Raw genomic sequence first — 13,393 nt, 5'->3', positions numbered from 1 at the left:
GATCGTGAAGAGCAGGCGAATCGCGAACTGAAGACGAGGGAGTCCACGATGAGCGTCGACAACATGCCGAAACCCGAGAGCCAAGCCCCACCATCGGGGCTGAAGAAGGTGGTCGGCGCCTCGATGGCGGGCACCGTGGTCGAGTGGTACGAGTTCTTTCTGTACGGCACGGCGGCCACTCTGGTCTTCAGCAAAGTCTTCTTTCCTGGCGGCGGCAACGAGCTGGATGCGATCATCGCGGCTTTCATCACCTACGCCGTCGGATTCGCCGCCCGGCCACTCGGCGGAATCGTCTTCGGATATTTCGGAGACAAGTTCGGCCGGAAGCAGTTGTTGCAGTTCAGTTTGCTGCTGGTCGGCGCCGCAACGTTCTTGATGGGCTGCCTACCGACCTACGGTCAGATCGGCTACTGGGCGCCGGCACTGCTGGTCACGCTGCGCTTCATCCAAGGATTTGCTGTCGGCGGCGAATGGGGTGGGGCGGTACTCCTTGTCGCCGAGCACAGCCCGAATCGATCTCGTGGGTTCTGGTCGTCCTGGCCTCAGGCCGGCGTACCCATGGGCAACCTGGTGGCCACTGTCGTGCTGTTGATCCTGACGTCGACGCTCTCGGACGAATCCTTCATGAGTTGGGGCTGGCGCGTTGCCTTCTGGCTCTCCGCGGTGATCGTTCTGGTCGGGTACTACGTTCGGACCAAGGTCACCGACGCTCCCATTTTCATTGCGGCGCAGAAGGAAGCAGAACTGGTCAAGGCAACCTCGTACAGCGTTTTCGAGGTGGTCAAGCGTTACCCGCGCGGAGTGTTGACCGCGATGGGCCTGCGTTTCGCCGAAAACGTCATGTACTACCTCGTGGTGACCTTCTCGATCACCTACCTCAAGGTCGTCGTTCATGCGGACACGGCGCACATCCTCTGGTGGATGCTGATGGCACATGCCGTGCACTTCGCAGTGATTCCGTTGGTAGGCAAACTGTCCGACACGATCGGTCGACGCCCGGTGTACATGATCGGTGCCGTCACCGCCGGAACGTGGGGATTCTTCGCCTTCCCGATGATGAACAGCGGACACAATGCCGTCATCTTGTCGGCAATCATCATCGGGCTTGTGTTCCACGCCTTCATGTATGCAGGCCAACCGGCGATCATGGCCGAGATGTTCCCGACCCGGATGCGCTATTCCGGTGTCTCCCTGGGTTATCAGGTCACGTCGATCGTGGCGGGGTCACTGGCTCCGATCATCGCGACCGGACTGCTGAGCAAGTTCGACTCCTCGGTCCCCATCGCGATCTATCTCCTGCTGGCATCCCTGGTCACCATCGTCGCAGTCGTTTTCGCGCGGGAGACCAAGGGAATCTCGCTCGAGTCCGTCGATGCTGCCGACGCACGAGTGCTCGCCGACGAGCGGGCCGGTGTTTCCGCGTGACGCTCTCTGGCAAATCGGCACTGGTCACCGGTGGTGCGAGTGGTATCGGCGAGGCGTGTGCCCGGCTCCTTGCCGCCCGCGGCGCCCACGTCACCGTCGCTGATCTCGACGACGTCGCCGCGAAGGCGCTGGCCGACGAGATCGACGGCACTGCGTGGGCCGTCGATCTCCTCGACACCGACCAACTCGTGGATCTGGCGCTCGAGACGGACATACTAGTCAACAACGCCGGCATTCAACGGGTCAGTCCCATCGAGGATTTCGACGTCGAGGACTTCCGGAAGATTCAACGCCTCATGGTCGAAGCGCCGTTCCTCCTGGTCAGAGCGGCCCTGCCGTACATGTACCGCAAAGGATTCGGGCGCATCGTCAACATTTCCTCGGTCCACGGGCTCCGCGCTTCGGCATTCAAGAGTGCGTACGTCACGGCAAAGCACGGACTCGAAGGCCTGTCGAAAGTTGTTGCGCTCGAGGGTGCCCCACACGGTGTCACCAGTAACTGTGTCAATCCGGGCTACGTCCTGACACCACTCGTGCGATCCCAGATCTCCGACCAGGCAAAGGTTCACGGAATCAGTGAATCCGAGGTTGTCGAGAAGGTGATGCTCACTGAGAGCGCGATCAAACGGATGGTCGAGCCCGCAGAAGTGGCATCGCTGGTGGGGTGGCTGGCATCGCCCGAGGCGTCGATGGGGACGGGGGCTTCGTACACCATCGACGGCGGGTGGAGCGCCAGCTAGATCACGGGGCTGCTGTGTTGTTCAAGCTGCCGGGTTCAGGCTTCGGGAATCTCGATTCCGAACTTCTCGCGGGTGATGACCTCGGGTTCGGGACCGCCGCGAACTCCGGTGTCGAGTGCGTCGATTGCGGAGAGTTCTTCGGCGGTGAGTTCGAAGTCGAACACGTCGAAGTTCTCCGCGATCCGCGAGGGAGTCACCGACTTGGGGATCACCTGGCGGCCCTGCTGGAGGTGCCAGCGCAGCATCACCTGTGCAGGCGACTTGCCGTGAGCGGTCGCGATGGCGCCGATGGTGGCGTCCTCGAGGGTCGAGCCGTGGGAGCCGTCGCGGTAGAACGTGATTCCGCCGATCGGTGACCATGCCTGAGACAGAATCCCGCGATCGGCGTCGGCCTCGAGCAGAGTCGACTGCCTGAAGTACGGATGAACCTCGATCTGGTTGACCGCCGGCACCACGGACGTTGCGTCCAGGAGTCGGGTGAGGTGATCCGGCATGAAGTTACTGACTCCGATGGCGCGGACCTTGCCGTCGTCCAGAAGCGTTTCCAACGCCCTGTACGCGTCGATCGTGCGCTCGAACTCGCTCGGCAACGCCTGGTGGAGGATCAGGAGGTCGAGTTGTTCGACACCGAGTTTGCCTGCGCTCTTGTCGAAGGCATGCAGAGTCTCGTCGTATCCGTAGTCGGTGATCCAGACCTTCGTCTCGACGAAGATGTCCGCGCGATCGAGTCCGGATCGCCGGATCGCCTCACCGACGCCCTTCTCGTTGCCGTAGGCCGCGGCAGTGTCGATATGGCGATAACCCGTCGACAGCGCGGACTCGACGGCGGCGAGTGTTTCGTCCGGCGGCGTCTGGTACACGCCGAAGCCAAGTGCGGGGATGTCGACGCCGTTGTTCAGTTTCAGACTCGGGATGCTCATGTCGTCCACGGTAGCGGCGGCCGGTGGTTCGGCGGGAGTGACTGCTCAGCCGGGTAACGGCAGTACCCCTTCAGGCCTGGGGATTCGCGATCGGGGGGACTCGTCAATGAGTGAGCACTATCTTCAACCCGACGATGAGGGTGGCGACGGCAGCGAGGCCGAAGGCTGCCAGATGTGTGTTCGTACTGACTTTCTCGCCGTGCAGTCGGCTGATCACGTAACTGGTGGAACCGATCCGCAGGATCAAGACGATTTCCGCGATCAACTGCGCCGTCCGTGGCTCCAGGAAGTTGAACCACGCCGTCGCGAGAATGACGACAGGAACAACCGCAGAGGTGAGGATCGGGACGGAATCGCGAAGCGAGTCGATTCTCTCCGCGGTCGTCAGTCGGCGATCGTTGCGAATGCTCTCGCCGACGCCCTCGGCAAATGTGTGGGCGATGTATGTCGACAATGCCGTGCCGACCACAATCGCGGCGCCGAGCGATTCCTGAGATTTCGTCACCGGTATGAGTGCGGCGAGGACAAGAATGTTGCCGTAGATGTACGCGGTGGTCCTCGCCGCCACACGTTCTTGTCCCAGCGGCGCACCGTGAGACGTGATCGGACGGTTCAGCAGGGTTCGCAGGTCCCACTCCATGTTCAGAGCATGGCAGATCAGACCCTGGGGCTGTAGTGCATCGGGTTATCTCGCTGCTCGAGCGGGGGCAGGTTGCGCGCCGGTGTGTGGACCAGTGGTGCGTCGGCGGGGATTCGGCCGTCAGCTCGATCCCATCCCGCGCGAGCACGTGGCTGATACCGGTATCGCCACGGCACCAGAAGGAAGACGGCGTTGACGGTGCGGCCGACAGCGTTGTGAATTTTCTGATCGCGACTGGTCCACGAGTAGCCGAGTAGGTCTCGAACCGGTTGGTCGTACATTCCGACCGTCAGCCACACGAATCCGCGGGCGAGGGGGATTCGGGCGAGCCGCCACAACGGATCGGGTAGCCACGTCATGTACGGGGGCTTGCCGAGTCCCGACAGGTCGAGGACGTCGCGGGTCGCCTTGTTGTCTTCGAGTACGTTGCGGCACATGTGGTCCCAGTACTCCTGAAATGCTTCCCAGGTCTCGGGAACAGGGCGCATGCTCATCCCGTACAGGCGGTACCACTGAATGTGCTCGGTGAAGAGCTGACGTTTCTGGGCCTCGGTCAAGCCACCGGAGAAGTTCTCGGCAGTGACGATGGTGCCCATGAAGAACGTTGCGTGCGCCCAGTAGAAAGTGTCGGGATCGAGTGCGTGATACCGACGCCCCAACTTGTCGACGCCCTTGATTCGTGTGTGATAGCCGCGGACTTCTTCGGCTGTCTGCTGCGCGCGATCGCCGTCGAAGACCACGCCTGCAATGGGATACAGCGAGCGGTACAGCCGTTCCCACCGCTCGTCGAAGAATTGTGAATGCTCCTCGACTCCGGCGCCGAGGCCGGGGTGCATGTTCTGCATCGAACCGGCCCAGACGCCTTGCAGCATCCCGCGCCAGTCGCCGAAATACTTCCACGTCAGGGAATCCGGACCGAGGGGAACCGGGGTGCTGCTGTCGTCAAGTTGACTACGCATGTTGTCAGATTAGGATCGACAACAGCGGTAGTCAAGGATCGAATACCGGGTGCATTGAAGATCAAGTGTCGGCGAAGTGGGGAAGTTGTGAGCATCGAAGAACGCAGGGCCACTCGAAAGGCGACGTTGTTCGACGTCGGAGTGACACTGCTCGGTGCGGTCGACGGTCCGGCCGTCAACGTGCGTGCGGTCTGCAAGGCCGCCGGTTTGACCGAGCGGTACTTCTACGAAAGCTTCACCGATCGCGATCAGTACGTTGTCGCGGTCCACACGTTTGTCGCCGAGCGCGCGCAGTCGGCGCTTGCGTCGGCAGTGGAGTCGGAGACGACATCCGAGGCCGTCGCCACCGCTGCGGTCGACGCTTTCGTCAAGCTCATGGTCGACGATCCGGCGATGGGGAGAGTGCTCCTGATCGCCCCGCTCTCGGAACCCGTCCTGAGCGGCCGCGGTATCGAATCGATGCCGGCGTTCGTGGACCTCGTGTACGACCAGTTGTCCGAGATCGCTGATCCCGTGGACAAGCAACTGGTGGCAGTCGGACTGGTCGGGGCGTTGTTCACACTGTTCATCGGTTATCTGGACGGCACGATCGTCGTGGACCGTGATCGATTTGTCCGCCACTGCGTCAGGCTGCTGATCAATGCTAACCAGGCGTGAAGGGCTGGCAGGCCGGGCAGAAGAAGATATTTCGCTCGGTGAGCTGATCCGGTCCGAGGGTGTCTTCTGTGATGCGAGTTCCGCAACGGCGGCATGGTTTTCCGCGTCTGCCGTACACCCATGTCTGCCTACCGGGGCGGGTGTCGCCGGTGGTGACCCGGATGCGACGTGACTTGTTGACGTTGATGGTGCGAAAAGACAGATCCACTATCGCGTCGAGATTCCCCGCGAGATGTGTCGGCGTTTTCGGGTGAATACCTCGTAGGAAGCAGATCTCGTTTCGGTACACGTTGCCCAGTCCGGCCATCACCCGCTGATCCAGGAGCGCGATTCCGATCGGTACGGAGTCGGCAGCCCGAAGATTTCGGGCGGCCACGGAACTGTCCCAATCGGTCCCGAGCAGATCCGGTCCGAGATGTCCGACGGCCTCCTGTTCCTGCCCGAGTTCGAGGATCTCGGTGATTCCCAGTGAAAAGCCAACTGCTACAGAGTCTTCGGTGGCCAAGAGGATGCGCGCTTGATGGGCGGGTCGGCGCCAGCGCTCGCCGGGGCGATAAATCTGCCACTGACCTTCCATCTTCAGATGCGTGTGAATGGACGCTTCGCCCACTCGGATCAGGAGATGTTTTCCGCGGCTCGCGACGGAATCCACGCGGTGGCCCGAGAGATCAACCGTGGCGTAACGAGGAACGCGGACGTCGCAGGTGGTGAGTACCTTCTCGGCCAGGGCAGCGCGCAGTTCATTGGCGGCCCGCCACACGGTATCGCCCTCAGGCATGGTCGCCGCACCCACACTTCAGGATCTCAACTGCCACGATCCCAATCATCATGACCCCAATCCTCATGACCGCAACCGGAATCCGCGAGGGGTGGCCGCGAAGCCGGCTTCGACCAGGACCGGAGCAAAATCGGTGCCGTGGATGGTCTCTCCGTCGACCTTCTCCACTACCAACTTGTCGACAGCGCGAGAAGTCACCTTCTGGGCAAGCGACAGTGCTGCCAGGCGCAAAGTTCCGCCGTCGTCGGTGAATGTCAGGATGGTGCGACCGCCGCGCTCGACGAACAGAACCAACTCGCCCTCCACCAGAACCACCAGTGCTCCCGCCTTACGTCCGGGCCGGTGTCCGGGTGACTCTTCGCCCCCCGACGCCGGCCACGGTAGTGCGGCGCCGTATGGATTGGCCGGGTCGCACGCCGCGAGAGTGACTGCAGCCGAGGAGGTGTGGCGCCCCTCGATGGAATCACCGAACGTGCGCAATCGGTCGACCACGGGAGGCGTCGAGAATTGAGCGCCGCCCAGGGTGTCCACGAAGTATCCGCGTCGAGCGCGCCCGTTGTCCTCGAACGTGCTCAGTACCTTGTAGATCAACGCGAAACCGCCCGGCACGTTCTCGCTCATCACCGAACCGCGGGTGACGACGCCGTATCGTTCGAGCAGCAGATCAGCCGTGGCGTGCGCCCGGATAGTGGGGTCAGGTTCGATACCTGGCAGCTGGAACCACCGACCGGAGGCGGTTGCCGGTCCCGTGCGCGCGGGCGTGGAAGCGCGGGCCATTCCGCGGTACGGACGGGCCCGAGGAACACGGCGAGGTGATCGGTGACTGGTTGTTGTTCTGGTGGTGTCGGAGAGAAGTGCGCGCAGCGGCGCAACGGTGTCGTTTCCGATGTGTCCGAGCCACACCAACTCCCACAGTGCCGTTGTCACCGCACTGTCGACCGTGTCCGCAGCCGACTCCGTAGTTCGCAACGCGTCGACCAACTGGCGGAAGAAGTAGGCACCGCCGCCGGACAGCAGGTCGAGGATGCGCTTCTGCAATTCCGAGACGTCGGTGTCGGCGGGCGAATTGAGCGTGATCGGTGCCAGGTCGGCGGGGTGCAGCACTACCCACCCGTCTTTGCCCGAGATAGCTCCCGATCCGGACCACAGGACTTCACCCGTCGACGTGAGTTCGTCCAACATCGCGGGAGAGTAGTCGGCAACTCGGCTCGGCAGGATCAACGATTCGAGAGCGGACGCCGGAATCGGAACGCCGGCAAGTTGATCGACCACCGTTGCAACACCGTCGATTCCTCGCAGCGTGCCGCCCACGTGCTGCCAACTGGGAAGGAATCGCCCGAGCGTCGCGGTGCTGACCGGCTCGACCTCCTGCCGTGCCGCGGCGAGCGAGCGACGCCGCAAGCGACGCAGGACCTCGGCGTCGCACCATTCGCTCCCGGTTGCAGACGGGCGGAATTCACCTTCCAGGACCCGCTTTTCGAGCGCGAGCCGACCGAGAACGTCACGCGCGACTGATACTCCGAGACCGAAGCGTGCAGCCGCGTCGGCGAGAGTGAAGGGACCGTGGGTGCGGGCGTACCGGCTCAGGAGGTCGTCGAGTGGTTGATCGACCGGCTCGATGAACGCGGCCGGAACGCCGATGGGTAGGGGAACGCCGAGTCCATCGCGAAGCCGCGCTGCATCTTCGACGACGGTCCACCAGCTCTCGCCCGCATACGAGACGTGGAGGGCACGTTTGTCCGTAACCAACTTCTCGAGCCATGAGACCGGGTCCTCGAGACAGCGTTCGGTGACTTCTTCGGTGGTCAGCGGGCCGAGCATGCGGAGGAGGTCGGCAACACCCTCGAGGTCCTTGGCCTTTCGGTCAGGGACGAGCCGTTGCAGTTCACGTTCGGCCTGCTCGATCACTCCGGCTTCGAGGAGCTCGCGCAGTTCGACGCGGCCGAGGAGTTCGGCCAACAGCGTGGAGTCCAAGGACAAAGCGGCGGCGCGTCGCTCGGCGAGGGGGCTGTCGCCCTCGTACATGAACGCACCCACGTAGTTGAACAGGAGCGCACTGGCGAACGGAGACGGAGAGGCCGTCTCCACCTCGACGATTCGAATCTGCCTTTTCTCGATCTTGCCGAACAATTCCTTCAGTGCAGGCAGGTCGTAAACGTCCTGCAAGCACTCGCGTACGGTCTCGAGCAGGATCGGGAAGGTCGGGAACTTGCGGGCGACGTCCAGCAGTTGCGCCGACCGCTGACGCTGCTGCCACAGTGGTGCACGTTTTCCGGGATTGCGGCGGGGGAGAAGCAGTGCGCGGGCGGCACATTCGCGGAATCGGGAAGCGAAGAGCGCGGAGCCGCCCACCTCTTGGGTGACCAGATCTTCGATGTCCTCGACGTCGAAGGTGAACAGTTCGGCGCCGGGAGGTTCGTTCTCGGTGTCGGGGAGTCGGATGATGATACCGTCGTCGGAGGCCGTCGGGCTGGAATCGACGCCGTATCGTTCCTGCAGGCGCGCCCCGATGGCGAGGGCCCACGGTGCGTGAACCCGTTGGCCGTACGGGGAATGCAGCACCAGACGCCAGTCACCGAGTTCGTCGCGGAAGCGTTCGACCACCAGGGTTCGATCCGACGGCACCTGCCCGGTGGCATTCTTCTGCTCACCGACGAGTTGGATCAGGTTGGTAGTCGCGTTGTGATCGAGCCCGCCCACGCGGCAACGCTCGACGACGTCGGCTTCGTTGCCGAGAGCCGTTTCGCGGACGAACTGCCCCAACGCCTGTCCCAGTTCGGCGGGGCGACCGAGTCCGTCGCCGTGCCAGAAGGGCAAACGACCCGGCATGCCGTAGGCGGGGCTGACCAGAACCCGATCGAAGGTGATCTCCTCGATCCGCCAACTGGTGGCGCCGAGCGCGAAGACGTCGCCGACCCGGGATTCGTAGACCATTTCCTCGTCGAGTTCGCCGACGCGGGACGCTTTCTCGCCAACCATGTAGACGGTGAAGAGGCCGCGGTCGGGGATTGCGCCGCCGGAAGTGACGGCCAATCGCTGCGAACCCGGGCGGCCCGTCAGCGTGTTGGACTCACGATCCCAGACGAGGCGAGGACGTAATTCGGCGAACTCGTCCGAGGGGTACCGCCCCGCCAGCAGGTCCAGAGTCGATTCGTACGCCGAACGGGGAAGCGTTGCAAAGGAACCGCTTCGGCGCACCGTCTCGAACCAGTCGTCGACGTCGATCGGTTCCAGAGCGGTGGCCGCAACAGTTTGCTGGGCAAGGATGTCGAGGGGATTGGCGGGAACGGCCATCGCCTCGATCTTGCCTTCGACCATGCGCTCGACGGTCACCGCGCAATGAATCAGGTCGGTGCGATGCTTGGGGAAGACGACGCCTCGCGATATCTCACCGACCTGGTGGCCGGCGCGGCCGACACGCTGCAGGCCGCTGGCAACCGAAGGCGGTGCTTCCACCTGGATGACCAAGTCGACGGCGCCCATGTCGATTCCGAGTTCGAGACTGCTGGTGGCGACGACGCATCGCAATCGACCCGATTTGAGGTCGTCTTCGATGAGGGCTCGCTGGTCTTTGCTGACCGATCCGTGGTGGGCGCGAGCAAGGAGGGGTTCCGCGCCGTAGTTGACCTCGGTGGGAGCTCCGATTTGCGCGGGCGGGCGAGGTGTTTTCTCGACGGCCAGACCGTTGCGTTCTGCATGAATCTCGTTGAGCCTGGCTGTCAAACGTTCGGCGAGGCGACGAGAGTTGGCGAACACGATGGACGATCGGTGGTCGAGCACGAGGTCGACGATCTGTTCCTCGACGTGTGGCCAGATCGAACCGGCTTGCGGGGTGGGGGATTCGGAACCGTCAGCCGGCGTGGCGATCCCCAATTCGGTCATGTCCTCGACGGGAACACGGACCGTGAGGTCGAAGGTCTTGGCGGCAGGCGGTGCCACGATCCGGATGGGTGCCGAACCGGCGAGGAACCGCCCGATCTCCTCGTGCGGACGGACGGTGGCCGACAATCCGATGCGTTGCGCCGGACGCTCGAGTAAGCCGTCCAGGCGTTCCAGTGAGAGCGCAAGGTGAGAGCCGCGCTTGGTGCCCGCCACGGCGTGAACCTCGTCGACGATCACCGTGTCGACGCCGACCAGTGTTTCCCGGGCAGCGGAGGTGAGCATCAGGAACAACGATTCCGGCGTCGTGATCAGGATGTCCGGGGGCCGCTTGATCAACGAGCGCCGATCGGCCTGGGAAGTGTCACCGGAACGGACACCGACGGTGATCTCGGGCGGAGTGAGGCCCAGACGCTTCGCAGTCTGTGTGATGCCGACCAGCGGTGCGCGAAGGTTTCGTTCGACGTCCACACCCAGCGCTTTGAGCGGCGAAATGTAGAGGACTTTGGTGGTGCCTTCGCCTTCGTCCTTGGCCGCAAGCTGATCGAGTGCCCAGAGAAAAGCGGACAATGTCTTGCCGGATCCGGTGGGTGCGACGACAAGTGTGTGAGAGCCGCTCGCGATGGATTCCCAGGCACCGAGCTGCGCAGCGGTGGGAGCGCTGAAAGCACCGCCGAACCACTCGCGTGTTGCGGGCGAGAATCTGCCGAGGACGTTGGTCACGACCACCATATTGCCCCTTCCCACCGACAGCGTGTTCGTGCCCGCGGCCGAAGTGCAGAGCATACTATTTGCCCTGTTATAGCGATTCTCTAGTTATCGAGAAGGCGAGTGCCTGATGGAAGCAGTCAAGATTGTCCTCGAGCTGGCGGTAGTGCTCGGGGCGATTGTCATGGGTACCAGATCGAGCGGTGTCGCTCTCGGTCTGTGGGGCGGCGCAGGTGTTGCCGTCCTCGTGTTCGTCTTCGGAGAGGACGTCGGCAGTCCGCCGGTCGACGCTCTCCTCATCGTCCTGTCCGTCGTCCTCGCGTCGTCGATGATGCAGGCGGCCGGTGGTATCGACTGGATGGTCACCATCGCGGCCAAGTTGATCGAATCTCGCCCGAAACAGATCACGCTGATCGCGCCGTTGGTGTCATTCCTGTTCTCGGTCGGTGCCGGCACGTCCAACATCCTCTACCCGCTGCTCCCCGTCATCTACGACGTCTCGTACAAGAACGGTGTGCGGCCGTCACGACCGCTGTCGCTGTCAGTTGTCTCGACCGGTGTGGCGCTCGCGTGTAGTCCGGTGTCCGCGGCAATGGCGGCAATGGTCACGCTGACCGACGTGCCGCCCTACGATTTCGAACTCATCGACATCATCAAGATCACCTTCCCGGCTGCTGTTGTCGGCATCGTCCTTTCCTCAATCGCGGTCAACCGACTCGGCAAAGATCTCGACGACGACCCGGAGATACAGGCGAAGATGAAGTCGGGCGAATTGGCCGGACCTGGTGCAGCCTCCAAGACCGAACTCGTCTCGACGAAGACCGGACGAAACGCGGCACTGATCTTCCTCGCCGGCGTCCTGGCTATCGTGATCTTCGGCCTGTTCAAGGGGATTCGTCCCGAAGCTGCCGACGGCACTCCGATGGGGATGACACCGATCATCGAAATGCTGATGTTCGTCGTGGGTACGTTGATCCTGCTGGTGTGCCGCCCGAATGTCGCCGACGTGCCGTCGTCGACGGTGTTCCGTGCCGGTATGGTCTCGGCCATCGCGCTGTTCGGTCTGGCATGGCTGACGGACACGTTCATCAGCGCCCATTCCGAGCTGATCACGAGCACCGTCGGCGACTGGGTCAACGCCGCGCCGTGGATCTTCGCGCTCGGTGTCTTCCTGGTCTGTGTACTGACGACCAGTCAGTCGACCGCTACGAGGACCATCGTGCCGATCGGTCTCGCTGCCGGGATTGCACCCGGTCTGGTGAGCGGAATGTGGGCCGGAGCGTTTGCCGGCGTCTATCTGTTGCCGACAAACGGTTCGCAGATCGCGGCTGCGAACTTCGACCTCTCGGGCAGCACGAAGCTCGGTTCCAAGCTCGTCGACCACTCGTTCTTCCTGCCGACCATCATCTTGGCCGTCACGACGATTGCGGCCGGCGCGTTGTTCGGAGTGGTGCTCGGTTGAGTATTGCGGCTGAGTCAGCCCTGAGTGACAGCGCTGAGTCAGCTGTTGCGGTAGTGGTCCCAGCTCGCCTTGCACGCGTGGGCGAGCTGGTCCACCCGCTCGGCATCGGGTGTCGGCCAGTCGACGCCGGGTTCCATGATGTAGGCGGCCAGTTCGTCTCCCAGCAGGAATTCTCGCTTGAATTCGGCCTGAACCGCACTCAACGTGATCCCGGCTTCGGCAGCGCGGGCGCTCAATTCGGCGAATCTCGCTCCGGCTCGGATGATTTCGAAACTGCCGAGGTACGGCTGATTGAGAGCGACCGCATCCGGATCGTCGACCTGAAATCCCTTGCGATGTGAGACCGCAAGTGTGCGAATGAGCTCCGGATCCATCGTCACGGGATTGTCGCCGCGTCGATTACCGTCGTGATCGCCACGATTGGAGAGTGCGACGACGTCGGGGAGTCGATCTGCTTCCGGCCGTTCGACATTGACGGCGCCGTCCCGCCGGGTGGTGTGGTTCATCGTGTCGTGGAACGACAACGTCGTGAACGATCGACCCAGTTCGAAGCTCTTCTCCACCATGGCTTCGATCAGTGCGTCGCGAGTTCTTTCGTAGACACCCAAACCGTGTTCGGCTGTCTCGGTGAAGGTCTCGGCGAGGTTCTTCCAGCCCGCGTCGTCGGTCGGCTCGAGCAGCAGGGGGTAGAACGAGAAGGTGACAGGGCGAACTGCGTCGACGCCGGTGAGGTCTGCTTTGTTGCCTGCACCGGCCTTGTGGACGCGGGCGAATGCTTCGCGCAGTGACGCTTCCAGGTTTTCGGGCTTCGCACGGTTGGGATCGCGAATCATGCGAGGGTGCGGATTCTCCACGTACACGATGCGCGAATCGATTTCGGCCCAACGGCGCACGATGGGACTGGTGGACATGTCGGTGAAGTCGAATTGCAGCCGCTGTGTGAACTCGGGTGCGAGAAAACGTGAGAGTTCTGCTGGAATCGCGGAACCCGAGTGTGGGCAACTGACAAGAAGGTCGGCTTCGGCGATGGCGTCGTCGAGACTGCGGGAGTCGCGATCGGCATAGAACGTCAGGTCCTCCGGCGTGAACACGGTTCCGGCCGGGATGAGTACTGGTTCTCCACTGGTCATGAGCCCCAGCGTAATCGAGTGCAACCGTGCTGACTCAGTATCCGATGAGTCGTTCCACGAGAGCTGTCTTGATCTCCGGTCGACCAGCCGCGACA

The 13,393-nt window shown here is 62.8% G+C and carries 10 protein-coding genes; 4 read left to right on the top strand and 6 right to left on the bottom strand.

The window, feature by feature from the left end; all coding sequences use genetic code 11:
* Positions 1-48: 48 nt before the first annotated feature.
* Both RWT78_RS09250 and RWT78_RS09245 read left to right on the top strand, forming a co-directional pair.
* A complete protein-coding gene (locus tag RWT78_RS09250; RefSeq protein WP_003940819.1) occupies positions 49-1,425 on the top strand; it encodes an MFS transporter in 1,377 nt (458 codons plus the stop codon).
* Positions 1,422-2,165, top strand: coding sequence for a 3-hydroxybutyrate dehydrogenase (locus RWT78_RS09245; protein ID WP_314675448.1), 744 nt, complete (start codon positions 1,422-1,424; stop codon positions 2,163-2,165). Before RWT78_RS09250 ends, RWT78_RS09245 begins: the two co-directional genes overlap by 4 nt.
* A gap of 35 nt (positions 2,166-2,200) precedes the next feature.
* On the opposite strand, the gene RWT78_RS09240 is transcribed toward RWT78_RS09245, so the two are convergent.
* The 3 genes from RWT78_RS09240 to RWT78_RS09230 all read right to left on the bottom strand — a co-directional run bounded on the left by RWT78_RS09240 (position 2,201) and on the right by RWT78_RS09230 (position 4,684).
* Positions 2,201-3,085, bottom strand: a complete 885-nt coding sequence (locus RWT78_RS09240; RefSeq protein WP_065352887.1) for an aldo/keto reductase — start codon at positions 3,083-3,085, stop codon at positions 2,201-2,203.
* Between the two features lie 103 nt (positions 3,086-3,188).
* Complete coding sequence (locus tag RWT78_RS09235) at positions 3,189-3,725, bottom strand: hypothetical protein (protein WP_003940745.1); 537 nt, start codon at positions 3,723-3,725, stop codon at positions 3,189-3,191.
* A 17-nt stretch (positions 3,726-3,742) separates the two neighbouring features.
* Entirely contained in the window at positions 3,743-4,684 is a 942-nt protein-coding gene (locus RWT78_RS09230) for an oxygenase MpaB family protein (protein ID WP_054827241.1), read from the bottom strand.
* An 87-nt stretch (positions 4,685-4,771) separates the two neighbouring features.
* On the opposite strand from RWT78_RS09230, the gene RWT78_RS09225 reads away from it, so the two are divergent.
* Positions 4,772-5,341 carry a TetR/AcrR family transcriptional regulator gene (locus RWT78_RS09225; protein ID WP_007727263.1) on the top strand — a complete coding sequence of 190 codons (570 nt, stop codon included), beginning with the start codon at positions 4,772-4,774 and terminating at the stop codon, positions 5,339-5,341.
* On the opposite strand, the gene RWT78_RS09220 is transcribed toward RWT78_RS09225, so the two are convergent.
* Both RWT78_RS09220 and RWT78_RS09215 read right to left on the bottom strand, forming a co-directional pair.
* A complete protein-coding gene (locus RWT78_RS09220; RefSeq protein WP_037129156.1) occupies positions 5,328-6,119 on the bottom strand; it encodes a DNA-formamidopyrimidine glycosylase family protein in 792 nt (263 codons plus the stop codon). The two genes, RWT78_RS09225 and RWT78_RS09220, sit on opposite strands and share 14 nt — an antisense overlap.
* A gap of 63 nt (positions 6,120-6,182) precedes the next feature.
* A complete protein-coding gene (locus tag RWT78_RS09215; protein WP_314675447.1) occupies positions 6,183-10,730 on the bottom strand; it encodes an ATP-dependent helicase in 4,548 nt (1,515 codons plus the stop codon).
* A gap of 106 nt (positions 10,731-10,836) precedes the next feature.
* Between RWT78_RS09215 and RWT78_RS09210 the strand changes: the two genes are divergently transcribed.
* Positions 10,837-12,168 carry an anaerobic C4-dicarboxylate transporter family protein gene (locus RWT78_RS09210; protein WP_003940851.1) on the top strand — a complete coding sequence of 444 codons (1,332 nt, stop codon included), beginning with the start codon at positions 10,837-10,839 and terminating at the stop codon, positions 12,166-12,168.
* A gap of 38 nt (positions 12,169-12,206) precedes the next feature.
* On the opposite strand, the gene RWT78_RS09205 is transcribed toward RWT78_RS09210, so the two are convergent.
* A complete protein-coding gene (locus RWT78_RS09205) occupies positions 12,207-13,298 on the bottom strand; it encodes an N-formylglutamate amidohydrolase (RefSeq protein WP_054831364.1) in 1,092 nt (363 codons plus the stop codon).
* Between the last annotated feature and the right edge of the window lie 95 nt (positions 13,299-13,393).

The organism is uncultured Rhodococcus sp., assembly GCF_963525155.1.
Classification (GTDB): domain Bacteria; phylum Actinomycetota; class Actinomycetes; order Mycobacteriales; family Mycobacteriaceae; genus Rhodococcus_F; species Rhodococcus_F qingshengii.
Note: the sequence above shows the minus strand (reverse complement) of the source record. Positions and strands in the feature narration are given on the sequence as shown.